We start from the raw sequence: 18871 nt of genomic DNA on the forward strand, positions 1-18871 counted from the left end.
AAAAGCCGCAAAATAGCGTAAAATCGTGGTTTGACCAGCCGGGATTTAGTTGCATCTTTTTCAACATTTTATACACTACGAAAACCATCGCGAAAGCGAGTTTTGATAGGAAATTTAATAGTATGAGCACTATCGAAGAACGCGTTAAGAAAATCATTGGCGAGCAGCTGGGCGTTAAGCAGGAAGAAGTTGTTAACACTGCCTCTTTTGTAGAAGATCTGGGCGCTGATTCTCTTGATACCGTTGAGCTGGTAATGGCTCTGGAAGAAGAGTTCGATACCGAGATTCCGGACGAAGAAGCTGAGAAAATCACTACTGTTCAGGCTGCTATTGATTACATCAATGGTCACCAGGCATAAGTGAGCATCTCCAGGCGGTCATTCGACCGCCTGAGTTTTATCTAACTATCCCACATCGCGTCAATTTTTCCCTCCCTGGAGGATGAACGTGTCTAAGCGTCGTGTAGTTGTGACTGGTCTTGGCATGTTGTCTCCTGTCGGCAATACCGTAGAGTCTACCTGGAATGCTCTTGTTGCCGGTCAGAGTGGCATCAGCCTGATTGACCATTTTGATACTAGTGCCTACGCAACGCGTTTTGCTGGCTTAGTAAAGAATTTTAATTGTGATGAAATCATCTCGCGCAAAGATCAGCGCAAGATGGATGCTTTCATTCAATATGGCGTTGTTGCTGGCGTTCAGGCCATGCAAGATTCTGGCCTTGTCATTACCGAAGAAAACGCAGGGCGCATTGGTGCCGCGATTGGTTCCGGTATTGGTGGTCTTGGTTTGATTGAAGAAAACCATGCCTCACTGGTCAACGGCGGCCCCCGTAAAATTAGTCCGTTCTTTGTGCCTTCAACCATCGTTAATATGGTTGCCGGACATCTGACGATTATGTACGGAATGAAAGGCCCAAGTATTTCCATTGCTACCGCCTGTACGTCTGGCGTGCATAATATTGGTCATGCAGCACGAATCATCGCCTATAACGATGCGGATGTGATGCTGGCCGGTGGTGCAGAGAAAGCCAGTACGCCACTGGGCGTGGGTGGTTTCGGTGCTGCTCGTGCACTGTCAACCCGCAATGAAAATCCGCAGGCTGCCAGCCGTCCGTGGGATAAAGACCGTGATGGTTTTGTTCTCGGCGATGGCGCTGGTTTGATTGTGCTGGAAGAGTATGAGCACGCGAAAAAGCGCGGCGCTAAAATCTACGCGGAAATCGTCGGTTTTGGTATGAGCAGCGATGCTTATCATATGACTTCCCCGCCGGAAAATGGCGCGGGCGCAGCCCTGGCGATGGTCAATGCGTTGAAAGACGCGCAGATCTCACCGGAGCAGATTGGCTACATCAACGCGCACGGTACCTCAACGCCGGCCGGTGATATCGCTGAAGCTCAGGCGGTGAAATCCGTCTTTGGCGCTTCCGCAGGCAGCGTAATGGTCAGCTCGACGAAATCCATGACCGGCCACCTTCTGGGTGCGGCGGGTGCGATCGAATCGATCTTCACCATTCTTGCCCTGCGCGATCGGGTTGTGCCGCCGACCATCAACCTGGATAACCCGGATGATGGCTGCGATCTGGACTTCGTTCCGCATACCGCGCGTCAGGTAACAGACCTGGAATACACGCTGTGTAACTCCTTCGGCTTCGGTGGCACCAACGGGTCACTGATCTTCCGTAAAGTCTGATTTTTGCTTTCGCTAAAAGCCTGCCTCGCGGCGGGCTTTTTTTTTATCTGGCCCCGCCCCGCGATAGATTCGGATGATTCTGGCGCGCCGGACGGGTAATCTTGCAGCATGATCGATAATGGAGACGTCAGCATGATGTGGGTCAATGGCGAGAAGCAGAACGTTGTTGCGGCGAGCGATCGGGCCGTGCAGTTTGGTGACGGCTGTTTTACCACCGCCCGCATCAGGTCCGGCAACGTCGACCTGTTCGAGGCCCATATTGCGCGTCTGCAGCAGGGCTGTGAGCGACTGCTGATTAGCGGTGTAGACTGGGAGTTACTGCGTCGGGAAATGCTTAACGCTGCCGCGGATCGCGACGATGGCGTACTGAAGGCGATCGTCACCCGGGGCAGTGGTGGCCGGGGATACAGCGCCGCGGGCTGTGCCGCACCCACCCGCATCGTCTCCGTTTCCGCCTATCCTGCGCACTACCACGCGCTGCGAGAGAGCGGGGCAAGGCTGGCCCTCAGCCCGATTGCGCTGGGGAAAAACTCTCTGCTGGCGGGAATAAAGCATCTTAACCGCCTGGAGCAGGTGCTGATCCGCACACGGCTTGAGCAGACCGGTGCCGACGAGGCGCTGGTGCTTGACACTGATGGCATGCTGGTGGAATGCTGTGCGGCGAATTTTTTCTGGCGCATCGGGGAGCAGGTTTTTACCCCGGACCTGAGCGCGTCGGGCGTGAACGGCATCCAGCGCCAGTGGGTTATGCGCCGGGTCGTCGAACTGGGATTCACCCTGACTGAGGTCCGCGTGGGCATTGAGGTGCTGGCGCAAGCCGAAGAAGTGCTGATCACCAACGCGCTGATGCCGGTTTTACCCGTCCGCCAGATCGAGGCATGGCACTTCAGCTCACGCCGTTTATTTCGTCTGCTTAACCCCCATTAATCAACCGTGGAATTTTCATGACTAAAACACGCAAAATTATCGCCGGGGTCGTTGCTGTCTCTCTGCTGGCCGTCGGGTACGGATACTGGCAAACCCGCCAGTTTGCCGATTCAACGCTGACGGTGGACAAAGAAACCATCTTTACCCTCCCGGCGGGTTCTGGCCGGGTGGTGCTGGAAGCTCAGCTGGAATCAAAACACATCATCAAACAGAGCCCGTGGTTTGGCACACTACTAAAGCTGGAGCCGGATCTGGCGAAGTTTAAGGCCGGGACCTACCGCCTCGATCCCAACATGACCGTGCGCGACATGCTGGCGCTGCTTGCCAGCGGCAAAGAGGCCCAGTTCCCGCTGCGTTTTGTTGAAGGCACGCGGATGCAGGAGTGGCTCGGCCAGCTGCGCAGCGCGCCGTATATTAAGCACACTCTGGCGGATGACCAACTGGCTACCGTCGCCGATGCGCTGAAGCTGGACGGCGAGTCAAAGGGCGTTGAGGGCTGGTTCTATCCTGATACCTATCTGTATACCGCCAATACCACCGATGTCGCGGTGCTCAAGCGCGCTTACCAGCGGATGGAAAAAGAGGTGGATGCGCAGTGGCAGGGAAAAATGGATAACCTGCCCTATAAAAGCAAAAATGATATGCTGACCATGGCCTCCATTATTGAAAAGGAAACGGCGGTCAGCGAAGAGCGCAGCCGGGTGGCGTCGGTATTTATTAACCGTCTGCGGCTGGGCATGCGTCTGCAAACCGATCCGACGGTGATCTATGGCCTTGGGCCGGACTATCGCGGCCCGCTGACGCGCAAAGATCTGGAAACGCCGACGGCCTGGAACACCTATACCATCAACGGCCTGCCGCCCGGGCCGATTGCGATGCCGGGCAAAGCCTCGCTGGAAGCCGCAGCGCATCCGCTGAAGACCAACTTCCTCTATTTCGTTGCCGATGGGAAAGGTGGCCATACGTTTACCACCAATCTGGCAAGCCACAATAAAGCCGTGCAGGTGTATCGCCTGGCGCTGAAGGAAAAAAATGAACAGTAAATTTATCGTTATTGAAGGCCTGGAAGGGGCAGGGAAAACCACCGCGCGTGATGCGATTGTGGCTGAGCTGCGCCGTCATGGCATTAACGATATTGTCTTCACCCGCGAACCCGGCGGCACGCCGCTGGCGGAGAAGCTGCGCGATCTGATCAAGCAGGGGATTGAGGGCGAGCAGGTTACCGATAAGGCCGAGCTGCTGATGCTGTATGCCGCGCGCGTGCAGCTGGTGGAAAACGTGATCAAACCGGCGCTGGCCCGGGGAGCCTGGGTGGTGGGAGACAGGCACGATCTGTCGTCGCAGGCTTATCAGGGCGGCGGTCGTGGCATGGATAATCAGCTGATGGGCAGCCTGAAGCAGGCGGTGCTGGGTGACTTTTCCCCTGACCTGACGCTCTATCTGGACGTCACTCCTGAAATCGGCCTGCAGCGTGCCCGGGCACGCGGTGCGCTGGACCGCATTGAGCAGGAGTCGCTGAACTTCTTTATCCGCACCCGCGACCGTTATCTGGCGCTGGCCGCTGCCGACGCGCGGATTAAAACCATTGATGCCACCCAGGACCTTCCGCAGGTGACGCAGCAGCTGGAGCATACGCTGCAGCAGTGGTTACAGGAACAGCAATGAACTGGTATCCGTGGCTGAATAGCAGCTACCGGCAGATTATCAGCCAGCATCAGGCAGGGCGTGCCCATCATGCGCTGCTGATCCAGGCGCTGCCCGGCATGGGTGACGATGCGCTGGTCTGGGGGATCGGCCGCTGGCTGATGTGCCGCCAGCCGGACGGGCTGAAAAGCTGCGGCAGCTGCCATGCGTGCCAGCTAATGCAGGCGGGAACGCACCCTGACTGGTATCGGCTGGAAGCCGAAAAAGGCAAAAGTGCGCTGGGGATTGATGCGGTGCGCAGCGTAACGGAAAAGCTCTACCATCACGCCCAGCAGGGCGGCGCAAAAGTGGTCTGGCTGCCGGATGCTGCACAGCTGACCGAAGCCGCTGCAAATGCCCTGCTCAAAACGCTGGAAGAACCGCCGCAGAATACCTGGTTCTTACTGAGCTGCCATGAACCCTCGCGCCTGCTGGCTACGCTGCGCAGCCGCTGCCTGCAGTGGCACCTCGCGCCGCCGGATGAAACGCAGAGCCTGCACTGGCTACAAAAGCAGTGCGCGGCGGGCCTGAATGAGCGGACCACGGCACTGCGACTGACCAGCGGCGCACCTGCGGCCGCGTTGACGCTGCTGGAAGAGAAAAACTGGCAGCAGCGCCAGCTGGTTTGCCAGGCGCTGCCCACCGCGATTCAGGGCGATCTGCTCAGCCTGCTGCCCGCGCTGAATCATGATGATGCCGCACGGCGCATCGGCTGGCTCTGTTCGCTGCTGGTGGATGCGGTGAAATGGCAGCAGGGCGGCGGGGCTTTTATCAGCAATGTGGACTGCCAGGCGTTGGTGATGCAGATTGCCAGCCTGCTGCCGGCCACGGCGATTGACGCCAGTCTCCGCCAGTGGCTGACCTGCCGCGACCGTCTTCTGAATGTCGTAGCGGTTAACCGCGAGCTGCTGCTTACCGATCTGCTGCTGAGCTGGGAAGCCATTCTGCATCCTCACGCTAACGATTTAACAGGTTAAGAGTAACGATTATGTTTTTAGTAGATTCGCACTGCCATCTGGATGGCCTGAACTATGAAACGCTGCATCAGGATGTCTCCGACGTTCTGGCAAAAGCCGCAGCGCGTGAGGTGAAATTTTTGCTGGCGGTCGCCACCACGCTGCCCGGCTATAAGGCGATGATCGAACTGATTGGCGATCGTGCCAACGTGGCGTACTCCTGTGGCGTCCATCCGCTGAACCAGGAAGAAGAGTACGATTTTGCTGAACTGCGGCAGCTTGCCGCCGATCCCCGAGTGATTGCCATGGGCGAAACTGGTCTGGACTACTTCTACCAGAAAGAAACCAAAGCGCGCCAGCAGGCTTCATTCCGTGAGCACATCCGCGTGGGCCGCGATCTGAATAAGCCGGTGATCGTTCATACCCGCGATGCGCGGGAGGATACGCTGGCGATTCTGCAGGAAGAGCAGGCCGAGGGCTGTGGCGGCGTACTACACTGCTTTACCGAAGATCGTGAAACGGCGGAAAAACTGCTGGATATGGGCTTCTATATCTCCTTCTCCGGTATTGCCACCTTCCGTAATGCTGAGCAGATCCGCGAAGCCGCGCGCTATGTGCCGCTGGACAGAATGCTGGTCGAAACCGACTCACCGTATCTGGCCCCGGTTCCACACCGTGGTAAAGAGAATCAGCCCGCCTACACCCGCGACGTCGCGGAATACATGGCGGTGGTAAAGGGCGTGAGCATCGAGGAGCTGGCGCAGGCCACCACGCAAAACTTCTCCCGACTGTTCCATGTCCCTATGTCGCGCCTGACCGATTAATCGCCGGGCTTTCTTTTATGGCTCGTAATTAATACGGAAAATTTGTAAAGTGCAGCCCGATAAAAACGGTGGCTGCATTTTTTTTGCTGAAAAAAGTCGCAAATCTTTGTGAAATCTTCTAAAGAGCTGCGGTGCGTTCAACGAAACGTGATAGTCATCAAACAAATTTACGCGGATTTATTTTACTCTTCGTAATAAATATCAGGGGCGCAACGACGCCTCACCCGCAAAGGGTCCTCCCCCCTTTGTAACGCGCCCGGCGCGAAGAAAAGCACTCATACTCAGGAGCTTTACACTATGTTCAAAAATGCATTTGCGAACCTGCAAAAGGTCGGTAAATCGCTGATGTTGCCTGTATCGGTCCTGCCGATTGCAGGTATTCTGTTGGGCGTTGGTTCCGCCAACTTCAGCTGGCTGCCAGCGGTAGTCTCGCAGGTTATGGCGGAAGCGGGCGGCTCGGTATTTGCCAATATGCCGCTGATTTTTGCCATCGGCGTGGCACTCGGCTTTACCAATAACGACGGTGTTTCCGCGCTGGCTGCCGTTGTTGCCTACGGCATCATGGTGAAAACCATGGCGGTTGTCGCACCGTTGGTGCTGCATCTGCCTGCGGATGAAATCGCCGCTAAACACCTGGCGGATACCGGCGTCCTCGGCGGGATTATTGCCGGTTCGATAGCGGCCTACATGTTCAACCGCTTCTACCGCATCCAGCTCCCCGAATATCTGGGCTTCTTTGCCGGAAAACGCTTCGTGCCGATTATCTCCGGCCTGACGGCGATCTTCCTGGGCGTGGTGCTTTCCTTCATCTGGCCACCGGTGGGTACGGCTATCCAGACCTTCTCCCAGTGGGCGGCGTATCAGAACCCAGTGGTTGCATTCGGTATCTACGGCGTGGTTGAACGTTCTCTGGTGCCGTTCGGTCTGCACCATATCTGGAACGTTCCTTTCCAGATGCAGATTGGTGAATTCACCAACGCGGCGGGCCAGGTCTTCCACGGTGATATCCCTCGCTATATGGCGGGTGACCCAACCGCAGGTAAACTGTCAGGCGGCTTCCTGTTCAAAATGTACGGTCTGCCAGCGGCGGCGATTGCTATCTGGCACTCAGCGAAACCGGAAAACCGCGCGAAAGTGGGCGGCATCATGATCTCCGCAGCGCTGACCTCGTTCCTGACTGGTATCACCGAACCGATTGAATTCTCATTCATGTTCGTTGCGCCAATCCTGTATGCGATCCACGCTATCCTGGCCGGTCTGGCATTCCCAATCTGTATTCTGCTGGGCATGCGCGACGGCACCAGCTTCTCGCACGGTCTGATCGACTTTATCGTGCTGAGCGGCAACAGCAGCAAAATCTGGCTGTTCCCAATCGTGGGTATCATCTACGGTCTGGTGTACTACACCATCTTCCGCGTGCTGATTGCCAAGCTCAACCTGAAAACGCCGGGCCGTGAAGACAGCACCACCGAGCAGACCACCGGGAACGCCACCGAAATGGCTGCGAACCTGGTTGCCGCCTTCGGTGGTAAAGACAACATCACTAACCTGGATGCCTGCATCACTCGTTTACGCGTCAGCGTTGCTGACGTCAGCAAGGTTGACCAGGCCGGTTTGAAAAAACTGGGCGCGGCCGGTGTGGTCGTTGCTGGTTCCGGCGTGCAGGCAATTTTCGGTACCAAATCTGACAACCTGAAAACCGATATGGATGACTATATCCGCAAGATGTAATCGGGCAGGATGATGACGCAAAAGGGGAGGCCGGCGGCTTCCCCTTTTGCTATTTAGCGGGCGGATTAATCGTGCTGTCCGGATGCTGAACTGCTGCAAAGCCGCGCAGTCGTGAAAGAAAAATCAGTTGCAGGTTGAAAGAAAACGATTTTCTCGCTCATACTGCGGTTATAAAAAAACACTGCTAAGGATATGCAACATGGCCGAAGAAACGATTTTCAGTAAAATTATCCGTCGTGAGATCCCATCCGACATCCTGTTCCAGGATGAGCTGGTCACCGCATTTCGCGATATCTCACCGCAGGCGCCAAGCCATATTTTGATCGTCCCGAATGTATTGATCCCGACCGCCAACGACGTTCAGGCTGAACACGAGGCCGCGCTGGGGCGAATGATCACCGTCGCTGCTAAAATCGCTAAGCAGGAAGGCATTGCCGAAGACGGCTACCGCCTGATCATCAACTGCAATAAACACGGTGGCCAGGAGGTGTATCATATTCACCTTCATCTGGTCGGTGGCCGTCCTTTAGGCCCAATGCTGGCCTCCTGAGCGCCGGTGAACGGGGACACAATGTTATGCGGGCATGTCTGACGGCTCTGACGTTACTGATTGCATTAACCGGATGCAGTAACGATCGTACCACCATTAATACCTCACAGTCGCTGGTGATGGAATCCTCGGTGCTTTCAGCCGGTATCACCACCGATGAGCCGATCATCGGCGAAACGGAAGGTCAGCAGCGCGCGGTCAGCACGTTGGTCAATCAGCAGGAAAAACCGGTCAAAGTCACCTATCGTTTCTACTGGTATGACGATCGCGGGCTGGAAATTCTGCCCTATGAGAAACCGCGAACGCTGGTGGTGCCCGCGAAGGGTAAAACCGACATTTCATCGCAAACCGGCAATCTGACGGCGAGCAAAGTTCGCCTTTACCTGTATCTGTAAGGAGTGATGGCGTGACAAGTCACCTGTTAAAATTTTCTGGCGTGCTGGCGCTGGCGCTGATCCTCAGCGGTTGTGTTCTCGACCAGCAGCAGCCCGAGCAGCCACAGCAGCCTGCGCCGGTAGAACCGGTACAGCCGCAGCAACCTCAGCCGGTACCTGCGCAGCCCGGACCGATCGAAACCGTGCCGCAGCCGCCGAAAATGCAAAGCATCAATTGGCAGGCCAGCGTTACTCCGTTAGTGGCACAGATGCTGAAGGCCGAAGGCGTGACGGCGGGCAGCGTGCTGCTGGTCGATAATGTGAAAAACAGCACCAACGGCAGCCTGCAAAGCGCTAAAGCGACCGCTGCGCTTCAGAGTGCGCTGGCGAACAACAGCCAGTTTACCCTGGTCACGCCGCAGCAGCTGGCGGTGGCGAAACAGACGCTGGGCCTGTCGGCGGAAGACAGCCTGGTGTCGCGCAGCAAAGCGATTGGCCTGGCGCGCTACGTCGGCGCGCAGTACGTGCTTTACAGCAACGCGCAGGGTGATGTGAAATCACCCGAACTGCAGATGCAGCTGATGCTGGTGCAAACCGGCGAGATCATCTGGTCGGGCAGCGGTGACGTTCAGCATTAACGGCGATTTGCGGCAGCTGATAACACGACAGTTTCCGGCGGCGCAGGCCGCCGGTACCGTTTTACCGCTGGACGGCCTGAGCGGTTACAGCATGAAAGTTTCTCTTCCCAATCAGACCCTGCTGGCTCGCCGCGCTGCCGGAGCACTGCAGATGCCCGGAGTGGATCGCCAGCGTGAATACCGCATTCTGCGTAAACTCCATGCCAGCGGGCTGGTGCCTGCGGTCTACGGCCGCAGCCGTCACTGGCTGCTGCTAGACTGGCTGCCGGGAGAGATGCTGTCTGCGGAGGAATTCGGCCGGGCGCTGGAACCGCTGTCCGAGCTGATTGCCGCGCTGCACCGCCAGCCGCTCAGCGGCTATCGGCTTCAGCTGATGCCCCTGTTGATGGACTACTGGCAGCGCAGCCATCCCTCTCGCCGCACGCTGACCTGGCTCAGGGCGCTTAAGCGTCTGCGCCGTCGCGGCGAGCCGCCCCCGCTGCGGCTGGCGGTGCTGCATATGGATATCCACTGCGGCAACCTTATCGGCGACGGCGGTCGTTTGCGATTGATCGACTGGGAGTATGCGGGAGACGGCGACGTGGCGCTTGAGCTGGCCGCGCTGATTGATATTAACGGGCTGAACGACGCGCAGCAGCAGCGGCTGATCGACGCCTTTGCCGCCCGGCAGAATCTCGACAGCGGCAGGCTTTTCCGCCAGATTCGGCGCTGGCAGCCCTGGCTTTTGCTGCTGGCCACCAGCTGGTACGAACTTCGCTGGCAACAGACCGGCGAAAACCATTTTGGCACGCTGGCAGCAACAGGCTGGCAGCGGCTTTCACAGTTAAATTAGCCTGATAAACAGGCTTGCAGAGGTGCAGTGTGGGACCGGTAATGTTAGATGTGCTCGGCTACGAGCTGGAGGCGGAAGAGCGCGAAATTTTGCAGCATCCGCTGGTGGGTGGTTTGATTCTGTTTACCCGCAACTACCACGATCCGGCACAGCTGGCCGAGCTGGTCAGACAAATCCGCGCGGCATCGCGTCATCGTTTGGTGATTGCCGTCGACCAGGAAGGCGGGCGCGTGCAGCGCTTCCGTGAAGGCTTCAGTCGACTGCCGGCGATGCAGTCTTTTGCCGCGCTGAATGATGCGGCAGAAGCGGCGCGGCTGGCGCAGGAAGCGGGCTGGCTGATGGCTTCGGAGATGATTTCAATGGATATTGATATCAGCTTCGCGCCGGTGCTGGATATCGGCCACGGCAGCGCGGCGATCGGCGAGCGGGCGTTCCACGAAGACCCGGTGCAGGCGCTGGCGCTGGCGCGTTGTTTTATTCGCGGCATGCATGAAGCCGGGATGAAAACGACCGGAAAACACTTCCCAGGCCACGGTGCGGTGAGCGCCGATTCCCATAAAGAAACGCCGCGAGATACCCGCAGCGAAGCGGACATTCGTCAGCACGATATGACGATTTTCAAACAGCTGATCGACGAACAGGCGCTGGACGCGATTATGCCCGCCCACGTTATCTATACTGAAGTCGACCCGCGCCCGGCCAGCGGTTCCTCGCACTGGCTGCAAAAGGTGCTGCGTAAAGAGCTGGGCTTTGACGGGGTGATCTTCTCTGACGATCTGTCGATGGAGGGCGCGGCGGTGATGGGCAGCTATGCCGAGCGCGGACAGACCGCGCTGGACGCCGGATGCGATATGATTCTGGTGTGTAACAACCGTGCGGGTGCGGTCAGCGTGTTGGATAACCTGTCACCGATCAATGCAGAGCGCGTGACCCGGCTATACCATCGGGGTTCCTATACCCGCCAGCAGCTGCTGGGATCTTCCCGCTGGAAGCAAATCAGCGCGACACTCGATAACCTTCAGGAGCGCTGGCTGGCACACAAAGCTGCAACAGGTGACTGACTCCGCCGTCTGCGGCACGTAAAGTGAGAATGACGATGATTATCTACCTACATGGTTTTGACTCTAACAGTCCTGGCAATCACGAAAAGGTTTTACAGCTGCAGTTTATTGACCCGGATGTCAGGCTGGTGAGCTACAGCACCCGACATCCGAAGCACGACATGCAACATATTCTTAAAGAGACCGATAAGCTGTTAAAGCAGGGCAGCGATCCCTCGCCGCTGATTTGCGGCGTGGGGCTGGGCGGGTTTTGGGCGGAGCGCGTGGGATTTCTATGCAATATCCGCCAGGCGATGTTTAATCCAAATCTCTGGCCGCAGGAGGTGATGGAAGGCAAAATCGATCGCCCCGAGGAGTACCTGGATATCGCCACCAAATGCGTGCAGGACTTCCGCGAGAAAAACCACAGCCGCTGCCTGACTTTCCTGTCGCGCAATGACGATGCCCTTGATAGTCAACGTAGTGCGGCGCTGCTGCGGGAATATTATGAGCTGGTGTGGGATGAAGTTGAAGGGCATAAATTCAAAAATATCGCCCATCATCTGCCGCGAATTAATCACTTCAAAACCCTCGGCTAATCATCAAAACAGGCGTTATTTCTTCTTCCCGTAACCCGCATTGCGCGGGTTGCGTATCTAAGTTTATTCTTACTATTCGTGGTTTTTATAATAAAATTGACCAGGATCAATTTTCGTAGAACTCATGAATTCCCCCGTGATATCCTGCCCTCAGCTTGCGAATTAACATCGCCAACCCTATGTTTACCAAGGTTATTTATTTAACTTTTGGTTAACGATTGGTTCACTTTTAGAGAGGGTCGTTTGACAGCACCTATGAAGAAAATTGTTATTATCGGCGGGGGGGCAGGCGGACTGGAACTGGCTACCCAGCTGGGCCATAAGCTTGGGCGTAAGAATAAAGCACAAATCACGCTGGTGGATCGTAACCACAGCCATTTGTGGAAACCTCTGCTGCATGAAGTGGCGACCGGTTCACTGGATGAAGGCATTGACGGCCTGAGCTACCTGGCTCACGCGCACAAGCACAACTTCCAGTTCCAACTGGGCACGCTGACGCAGCTGGACCGCGAGAACAACCGCGTTCACCTGGCGGAAATACGTGATGCGCAGGGCAGCGTGCTGGTTCCTGAGCGTGAACTGGCGTATGACACGCTGGTGATGGCGCTGGGCAGCACCTCGAATGACTTCGGGACGCCGGGCGTGAAGGACAACTGCATCTTCCTGGATAATCCGCATCAGGCGCGTCGTTTCCACAATGAAATGCTGAACCTGTTCCTGAAATTCTCCGCCAGCGAAGGTGTTACGGAGAAGGTGAACATTGCTATCGTCGGTGCGGGTGCGACCGGCGTTGAGCTTTCTGCCGAACTGCACAATGCCGTTAAGCAGCTGCACAGCTATGGCTACAAAAACCTCGACAGCAACGCGCTGAATGTGACGCTGGTGGAAGCCGGCGAGCGTATCCTGCCTGCTTTACCTGCACGTATCTCCAGCGCTGCGCACCAGGAGCTGACCAAGCTCGGCGTGCGTGTGCTGACCCAAACCATGGTGACCAGCGCCGAGAAAAACGGCCTGAACACCAAGTCTGGCGAATTCATCGAAGCCGATCTGATGGTATGGGCGGCCGGTATCAAGGCGCCGGACTTTATGAAAGATATCGGCGGTCTGGAAACCAACCGTATTAATCAGCTGGTGGTCGAACCTACGCTGCAAACCACCCGCGATCCGAACATCTACGCGATCGGTGACTGTGCGTCCTGCGCGCTGCCTGCCGGTGGTTTCGTACCGCCGCGTGCGCAGTCTGCTCACCAGATGGCATCCCGCGTTCTGGCGAACATCCTTGCTGAGATCAAAGGCAAGCCGCAGCAGGCCTATGTCTATAAAGATCACGGCTCACTGGTTTCTCTGTCCCGCTTCAGCACCGTGGGTAGCCTGATGGGTAACCTGATGCGCGGCTCGATGATGGTAGAAGGTCGCATCGCTCGCTTCGTGTATATCTCGCTGTACCGTATGCACCAGATCGCCCTGCACGGCTACTTCAAAACCGGCCTGATGATGCTGGTGGGCAGTATCAACCGCGTGATCCGCCCAAGACTGAAACTGCACTAATTTTTATTGGCGCAGTGCTAACACGGCCCGGGGTAACGTTCTTAACTGAGCGTTATCAACGGGCCGTTTTTATTGATGACCGCGTGAACGCTTCGGAACACTCTTAAAACGTGGTGTTAATCATGCGCTAACTGCATTTCTTCCCGTATTCCGATTGTCAGTTTACCCTCTCCGCAGCAAACTTTGCCTTAATTACCCCGGCGCGTCGCGCACGCCGAGTATGCCGTACCTGCCACGGATGTCGCAGCAGGCAAAGATGCGCGGTAACACTTTCAGGAGGGTTTCCTGTGAATAAATCAATGTTAGCCGGTATTGGGATCGGTGTGGCTGCAGCCCTGGGCGTTGCTGCCGTTGCCAGTATGAACGTGTTCGATCGCGGCCCGCAGTTTGCACAGGTTTTGTCCGCCACCCCGATTAAAGAAACGATGAAAACGCCGCGTCAGGAGTGCCGTAATGTGACGCTGACGCATCGCCGTGCGGTGCAGGATGAGAACCGAATCGCCGGTTCCGTGTTGGGTGCGGTGGCGGGTGGCGTGCTGGGTCATCAGTTCGGCGGCGGTCGCGGGCGCGATGTGGCGACCGTGGCCGGTGCACTGGCCGGTGGCTACGGTGGTAATCAGGTGCAGGGCGCGTTGCAGGATCGCGATACGTACACCACCACCGAACAGCGTTGTAAAACCGTCTACGATAAGCAGGACAAGATGATGGGTTATGACGTGACGTACAAGATTGGCGATCAGCAGGGTAAGATCCGTATGGATAACGATCCCGGCACACGCATTCCGCTGGATGGCAATGGTCAGCTGGTGTTGAATAATAAGGCCTGATCGGTTAGTTTCAGGCCGAAGTTACCGAAGTTACCGAAGTCGCTGGAAGCTGGGTGGCTCGGTTCAGCCGCTGCGGTGGCTTCTGGGCGGTCCTCGCGTCGTGCTCTGCACGATGCCCTCGGTGGCCGCATCTGGCCGGTCGGATCGGCGAAGACGGGTCGTCCCTGACCCGACTTCGCCTGACACCGACGTCCTGTCGGTGTCTCCTGGCCAGCTGCTTCCCCCTCAGCGCTGCGGATTGCCCGTAAGCCACCGCAGCGGCTGTCCCTTTTTATCCTTCGTTGTCGCGATGTAAAACGTTTTTCTCATGGCGCATTACGTATATTTCACCGGGCCGAAAATTTCGATTCTGCGATAACTCTTCTTTTCGGTGGTCAAGCCAGCGGGCAAGGTTATTAGCTACAAACAACGCTGTGGCTTCCTGAATGCGCGAAATGCCCGTAAGCCACCGCAGCGGCTGTCCCTTCTTATCTTTCGTTGTCGCGATGTAAACGTATTTCTTGTGGCGGATTCCGATCATTTCGCCGCGCCGAAAATTTCGATTCTGCGATAACTCTTCTTTTCGGTGGTCAAGCCAGCGGGCAAGGTTATTAGCTACAGACAACGTTGTGGCTTCCCGAATGCGCGAAATGCCCGTAAGCCACCGCAGCGGCTGTCCCTTTTTATCCTTCGTTGTCGCGATGTAAAACGCATTTCTTGTGGCGCATTCCATATTTTTTCCGCGCCAAAATTCCCGGCTGTACAGTATTTATTCCCATCAATCAGTGGAATAACAAGAGGTCACTAATTTTCTCTGACAGACAACGCGGAATGCAAAAGCGGAGCGGCAGGGGGCCCCTACGGGCAATCCGCAGCGCTGAGCGAAGAGAGGAAGCCAGGATTTGTCCACAGGGACGTGGACGAAAGCCAGAGCCGTGCCACGGATGGCACGTCTCTGGCGGTCCGACAGGCTGACGATCGGAGAGAAGGAATCGCGAAGCGACGCGAGGACCGCCCGTAGGGGCCCCCTGCCGCTCAGCGCCGCACAATGGTTCAGACGGTTTAAACCGAACCGGGCACCATCAAAAGGACCAGCACGCCGTCAGCCCACGTTCTCCTGCATGCGCTGCATAAACTCCTGCACCCACTTCATCCGCACCTTACGGTCTGCCAGATCGCGAATAAACTTCAGCCGCGTTGGGCCATCAAGACGCCAGTGCTTCGGCTCCTTCTGCAGCAGCCCAATCAGCCACATCGGATCCACCTTATTCTTCTCGGCAAACTCAACGTAACCGCCGTTATCGCTGGCCTCAATCTTACGCACGCCCAGCTTCTGAGCAATCAGCCGCAGGGCCGCAATATCCAGCAGGTTACGTGCCGCATCCGGCAGTAAACCGAAACGATCGATCAGCTCAACCTTCAGATCGTCCAGATCGCCCTGCTGCTGGGCGCTGGCAATGCGTTTGTAGAACGAAAGGCGCGTGTTAACGTCAGGAATAAAATCATCGGGCAGCAGCGACGGCATGCGCAGCTCAATCTCGGTCTGGCTGCTGGTCAAATCTTCCAGCGACGGCTCACGACCCTCCTTCAGCGCCGTTACCGCATTTTCCAGCAGCTCCATATACAGCGAGAAGCCAATCGTCTCCATCTGCCCGCTCTGGCCTTCTCCCAGCAGCTCACCGGCACCACGAATCTCTAAATCGTGCGTGGCCAGTGCGAAACCGGCACCCAGATCCTCCAGCGAGGCGATAGCTTCAAGCCGCTTGTGCGCATCCACGGTCATTGCTTTTGGATGCGGCGTCAGCAGCCAGGCGTAGGCCTGATGATGCGAACGCCCCACGCGGCCGCGCAGCTGGTGCAGCTGTGCCAGACCAAAATGATCGGCGCGCTCGATAATGATGGTGTTGGCCGTAGGAATATCGATACCGGTTTCTATAATGGTGGTACAGACCAGCACGTTGAAACGCTGATGATGGAAGTCATTCATCACCCGTTCCAGCTCGCGCTCGCGCATCTGGCCGTGGCCGATTGCCACCCGCGCTTCCGGCACCAGCGTGGATAAGCGCTGGGCGGCTTTTTCGATATTTTCCACGTCGTTATACAGGTAATAGACCTGTCCACCGCGCAGCACCTCGCGCAGGATCGCCTCGCGCACAACCAGATCGTCATATTCGCGAACGAAGGTCTTCACCGCCAGGCGGCGCGCCGGAGGGGTGGCGATAATCGACAGATCGCGCATGCCGCTCATCGCCATATTCAGCGTGCGGGGGATCGGCGTGGCGGTCAGCGTCAGAATATCGACGTCGGCGCGCATTGCCTTGATACGCTCCTTGTGACGCACGCCAAAACGGTGCTCCTCATCGACGATTAACAGACCGAGATCGCGCCATTTGAGGTCATTTTGCAGCAGCTTGTGCGTGCCGATCAGAATATCGACTTTGCCTTCGCCGGCTTCGGTCTGCACCAGCGCCTGCTCTTTCGCGGTACGGAAGCGGGAAAGCATTTCAATTCGCACCGGCCAGTTGGCAAAGCGATCGCGGAAGTTATCGTAGTGCTGCTGAGCCAGCAGGGTGGTGGGCACCAGTACCGCCACCTGCTTGTGGTTTTCCACGGCCAGAAATGCGGCGCGCATCGCCACTTCGGTCTTACCAAATCCGACGTCACCGCACACCAGACGATCCATCGCCAGCGGCTGGCACATATCGCTCAGTACTGCGTTGATGGCCTGCGCCTGGTCCGGCGTGGTTTCAAACGGGAAACCGTCGCAGAACAGCTGGTACTGCTGGCGATCGTGTTTGAATGCAAAGCCTTTTTTCGCTTCACGCTGGGCATAGATATCCAGCAGTTCGGCGGCCACGTCACGCACTTTTTCGGCGGCTTTCTGCCTTGCGCGCGTCCAGGCATCGCTGCCCAGCTTGTGCAGCGGTGCATTTTCCTCGGCGCCACCGGCATAGCGGCTGATCAGATGCAGTGACGATACCGGCACGTAAAGTTTGGCGTCACCGGCATAAGCCAGCATCAGGTATTCTGCCGTGATGCCGCCGGTCTCCAGCGTGCTCAGGCCAATATAGCGCCCGACGCCGTGCTCAAGGTGGACCACCGGCTGGCCGGGGCGCAGCTCGGCAAGGTTGCGGATCAGTATGTCAGGATTAATCGTTCGTTTGCTGTCCTGGCGGCGTCGGCTGACGCGCTCGCCCAGCAGATCGCTCTCGCAAATCAGCGCCAGATTGCGCAACCCGTCAACAAAACCGTGCTCGCTGGCACCAATCAGCAGGTAATGACCCGGCTGAACGGCCTCTTTCAGCGAGCGCACCGGTTTAGGCTTCAGCTTGATGCGAGCCAGCAGCTCCTGCAGCGTCTCGCGGCGGCCTTCGCTCTCAACGGAAAACACCACCGAACCGCTGAAGGATTCCAGGAATTTCCGCAGCGCTTCCAGCGGTGACTTCGCCTGTGCCTGCACGGCCAGATCCGGCAGCGGCTGATACTGCAGATTAGTATTCGCCGCTTTGTCGGCCAGCAGGTCGGTGCGCAACTGAATACGCGGCCAGTTTTTCAGTTCGGCAAAGAGTTCATCGCAGCGCAGCCACAGCGTGGGCGGCGACAGCAGAGGGCGCATCGGATCAACCTTGCGGTTATCAAAACGCGTATTCACATCCAGCCAGAACCGTTCGGCGCTGCTTTCCAGATCGCCCGCGACCACCACCAGCGTACTGGCAGGCAGATAGCTGAACATCGCGGGTAACGGCTGGTCGAAAAACAGCGGCTGCCAGTATTCGATCCCGGCGGGCAGGGTGCCTTTGCTCACCTGCTGATAGATATGTTCCGGCTCGCGGCGAACGTCAAACTGCTCGCGCCACTGGCTGCGGAACAGTTCAATGGCATTCTTGTCCGTCGGGAACTCATGCGCCGGCAGCAGATTGATGGCGGAAACTTCTTCCTGGGTACGCTGCGTATCGACGTCAAACAGACGCAGGCTGTCGATTTCATCATCGAAAAAGTCGATACGATACGGCCGTTCGCTGCCCATCGGATACAGGTCCAGCAGCGCACCGCGCGTGGCGTATTCGCCGTGCTCCATCACCTGGTCAACGCTGCGATAACCCGCCTGCTCAAGCTGGGAACGCAGCGTATCGCGGGAGAGCTTTTGCCCCTTGCTCATCACCAGCGCATGTCCGTGCAGGAAACTGTGGGGGCACACGCGCTGCATCAGGGTATTCACCGGTAAAATCAGAATACCGTGGCTTAGCGAGGGAAGCTGATACAGCGTGGAGAGGCGCGAAGAGATGATTTCCTGGTGCGGGGAGAAACTGTCAAAAGGCAGCGTTTCCCAGTCCGCCAGCGTCATCACCGGCTGTTCCGTAAACTGGCGGATTTCATCCTGCAGGCGCAGGGCATTCTGCATATCCGGTGCGATCAGCAGCACCGGGCCCGCGTGGCGTTCAACAATTTCGGCACATTCTACGGCGCAGGCCGCGCCGGTAAGCTGCCCCAGCAGCCGCTGATCCCCGGCGCGCGAGGGAAGCGTATAACGATAGTTTTCAGGCATATTCAGTTCGATAGTCTCTACTCAAATGGGAGAGAGGGGAGCCGCCATGACGCCTGTCGGCTGCAATGGCTCTGACGGCAGCGGCCCCCATTCAGCTCTGCTGAGTATACCTTTATTTTGCAGACCAC

18 protein-coding genes are annotated in these 18871 nt (G+C 57.2%); 16 read left to right on the plus strand and 2 right to left on the minus strand.

Going from position 1 to position 18871, the window contains the following annotated elements; translation table 11 throughout:
• The first annotated feature begins 122 nt into the window (after positions 1 to 122).
• From acpP to EC836_RS10375, 16 genes are all read left to right on the plus strand, one after another.
• Positions 123 to 359: an acyl carrier protein gene (gene acpP / locus EC836_RS10300; RefSeq protein ID WP_004157115.1), complete on the plus strand. Its 237-nt coding sequence runs from the start codon at positions 123 to 125 to the stop codon at positions 357 to 359.
• Positions 360 to 447: 88 nt separating this feature from the next.
• The gene (gene fabF, locus EC836_RS10305) at positions 448 to 1689 is read left to right on the plus strand and encodes a beta-ketoacyl-ACP synthase II (RefSeq protein WP_123333169.1); all 1242 of its coding nucleotides are present in this window, start codon (positions 448 to 450) and stop codon (positions 1687 to 1689) included.
• A 132-nt stretch (positions 1690 to 1821) separates the two neighbouring features.
• Positions 1822 to 2616, plus strand: a complete 795-nt coding sequence (gene pabC, locus EC836_RS10310; RefSeq protein WP_123332705.1) for an aminodeoxychorismate lyase — start codon at positions 1822 to 1824, stop codon at positions 2614 to 2616.
• Between the two features lie 17 nt (positions 2617 to 2633).
• Positions 2634 to 3659 carry a cell division protein YceG gene (gene yceG / locus EC836_RS10315; protein WP_123332707.1) on the plus strand — a complete coding sequence of 342 codons (1026 nt, stop codon included), beginning with the start codon at positions 2634 to 2636 and terminating at the stop codon, positions 3657 to 3659.
• Complete coding sequence (gene tmk, locus EC836_RS10320; protein ID WP_123332709.1) at positions 3649 to 4281, plus strand: dTMP kinase; 633 nt, start codon at positions 3649 to 3651, stop codon at positions 4279 to 4281. Before yceG ends, tmk begins: the two co-directional genes overlap by 11 nt.
• Complete coding sequence (holB, locus tag EC836_RS10325; protein WP_123332711.1) at positions 4278 to 5276, plus strand: DNA polymerase III subunit delta'; 999 nt, start codon at positions 4278 to 4280, stop codon at positions 5274 to 5276. Before tmk ends, holB begins: the two co-directional genes overlap by 4 nt.
• A gap of 11 nt (positions 5277 to 5287) precedes the next feature.
• On the plus strand, positions 5288 to 6079 hold the full coding sequence (locus EC836_RS10330; protein ID WP_123332713.1) for a metal-dependent hydrolase: 792 nt from the start codon (positions 5288 to 5290) through the stop codon (positions 6077 to 6079).
• A 297-nt stretch (positions 6080 to 6376) separates the two neighbouring features.
• Entirely contained in the window at positions 6377 to 7810 is a 1434-nt protein-coding gene (gene ptsG, locus EC836_RS10335) for a PTS glucose transporter subunit IIBC (RefSeq protein ID WP_123332715.1), read from the plus strand.
• A gap of 199 nt (positions 7811 to 8009) precedes the next feature.
• Positions 8010 to 8360 carry a purine nucleoside phosphoramidase gene (gene hinT, locus EC836_RS10340; RefSeq protein ID WP_123332717.1) on the plus strand — a complete coding sequence of 117 codons (351 nt, stop codon included), beginning with the start codon at positions 8010 to 8012 and terminating at the stop codon, positions 8358 to 8360.
• 26 nt (positions 8361 to 8386) lie between these two features.
• Entirely contained in the window at positions 8387 to 8755 is a 369-nt protein-coding gene (locus tag EC836_RS10345; RefSeq protein WP_123332719.1) for a YcfL family protein, read from the plus strand.
• A 23-nt stretch (positions 8756 to 8778) separates the two neighbouring features.
• Entirely contained in the window at positions 8779 to 9372 is a 594-nt protein-coding gene (gene lpoB / locus EC836_RS10350; protein WP_370347505.1) for a penicillin-binding protein activator LpoB, read from the plus strand.
• Positions 9356 to 10204: a thiamine kinase gene (gene thiK, locus EC836_RS10355; RefSeq protein WP_123332722.1), complete on the plus strand. Its 849-nt coding sequence runs from the start codon at positions 9356 to 9358 to the stop codon at positions 10202 to 10204. Before lpoB ends, thiK begins: the two co-directional genes overlap by 17 nt.
• A 41-nt stretch (positions 10205 to 10245) precedes the next feature.
• A complete protein-coding gene (gene nagZ / locus EC836_RS10360; RefSeq protein ID WP_123332724.1) occupies positions 10246 to 11265 on the plus strand; it encodes a beta-N-acetylhexosaminidase in 1020 nt (339 codons plus the stop codon).
• 35 nt (positions 11266 to 11300) lie between these two features.
• Positions 11301 to 11843, plus strand: a complete 543-nt coding sequence (gene ycfP, locus EC836_RS10365; protein ID WP_123333171.1) for an alpha/beta hydrolase YcfP — start codon at positions 11301 to 11303, stop codon at positions 11841 to 11843.
• 243 nt (positions 11844 to 12086) lie between these two features.
• Complete coding sequence (locus EC836_RS10370; protein ID WP_123332726.1) at positions 12087 to 13391, plus strand: NAD(P)/FAD-dependent oxidoreductase; 1305 nt, start codon at positions 12087 to 12089, stop codon at positions 13389 to 13391.
• 287 nt (positions 13392 to 13678) lie between these two features.
• On the plus strand, positions 13679 to 14218 hold the full coding sequence (locus tag EC836_RS10375) for a glycine zipper 2TM domain-containing protein (protein WP_123332728.1): 540 nt from the start codon (positions 13679 to 13681) through the stop codon (positions 14216 to 14218).
• Positions 14219 to 14489: 271 nt separating this feature from the next.
• Here EC836_RS10375 and EC836_RS10380 read toward each other — a convergent pair whose 3' ends face one another.
• Together EC836_RS10380 and mfd are read right to left on the minus strand one after the other, a co-directional pair.
• Complete coding sequence (locus EC836_RS10380) at positions 14490 to 14930, minus strand: hypothetical protein (RefSeq protein ID WP_123332730.1); 441 nt, start codon at positions 14928 to 14930, stop codon at positions 14490 to 14492.
• A 369-nt stretch (positions 14931 to 15299) separates the two neighbouring features.
• Entirely contained in the window at positions 15300 to 18743 is a 3444-nt protein-coding gene (gene mfd, locus EC836_RS10385) for a transcription-repair coupling factor (protein WP_123332732.1), read from the minus strand.
• Between the last annotated feature and the right edge of the window lie 128 nt (positions 18744 to 18871).

It is taken from the genome of Erwinia sp. JUb26 (genome assembly GCF_003751505.1).
Lineage (GTDB): Bacteria > Pseudomonadota > Gammaproteobacteria > Enterobacterales > Enterobacteriaceae > Erwinia.

Coding starts and splice junctions, on each gene's coding strand:
- ycfP (WP_123333171.1), top strand. CDS start 11,301: ATGATTATCTACCTACATGGTTTTGACTCTAACAGTCCTGGCAATCAC.
- EC836_RS10330 (WP_123332713.1), top strand. CDS start 5,288: ATGTTTTTAGTAGATTCGCACTGCCATCTGGATGGCCTGAACTATGAA.
- mfd (WP_123332732.1), bottom strand. CDS start 18,743: ATGCCTGAAAACTATCGTTATACGCTTCCCTCGCGCGCCGGGGATCAG.
- EC836_RS10380 (WP_123332730.1), bottom strand. CDS start 14,930: ATGGAATGCGCCACAAGAAATGCGTTTTACATCGCGACAACGAAGGAT.
- yceG (WP_123332707.1), top strand. CDS start 2,634: ATGACTAAAACACGCAAAATTATCGCCGGGGTCGTTGCTGTCTCTCTG.
- nagZ (WP_123332724.1), top strand. CDS start 10,246: ATGTTAGATGTGCTCGGCTACGAGCTGGAGGCGGAAGAGCGCGAAATT.
- EC836_RS10345 (WP_123332719.1), top strand. CDS start 8,387: ATGCGGGCATGTCTGACGGCTCTGACGTTACTGATTGCATTAACCGGA.
- acpP (WP_004157115.1), top strand. CDS start 123: ATGAGCACTATCGAAGAACGCGTTAAGAAAATCATTGGCGAGCAGCTG.
- pabC (WP_123332705.1), top strand. CDS start 1,822: ATGATGTGGGTCAATGGCGAGAAGCAGAACGTTGTTGCGGCGAGCGAT.
- tmk (WP_123332709.1), top strand. CDS start 3,649: ATGAACAGTAAATTTATCGTTATTGAAGGCCTGGAAGGGGCAGGGAAA.
- hinT (WP_123332717.1), top strand. CDS start 8,010: ATGGCCGAAGAAACGATTTTCAGTAAAATTATCCGTCGTGAGATCCCA.
- ptsG (WP_123332715.1), top strand. CDS start 6,377: ATGTTCAAAAATGCATTTGCGAACCTGCAAAAGGTCGGTAAATCGCTG.
- holB (WP_123332711.1), top strand. CDS start 4,278: ATGAACTGGTATCCGTGGCTGAATAGCAGCTACCGGCAGATTATCAGC.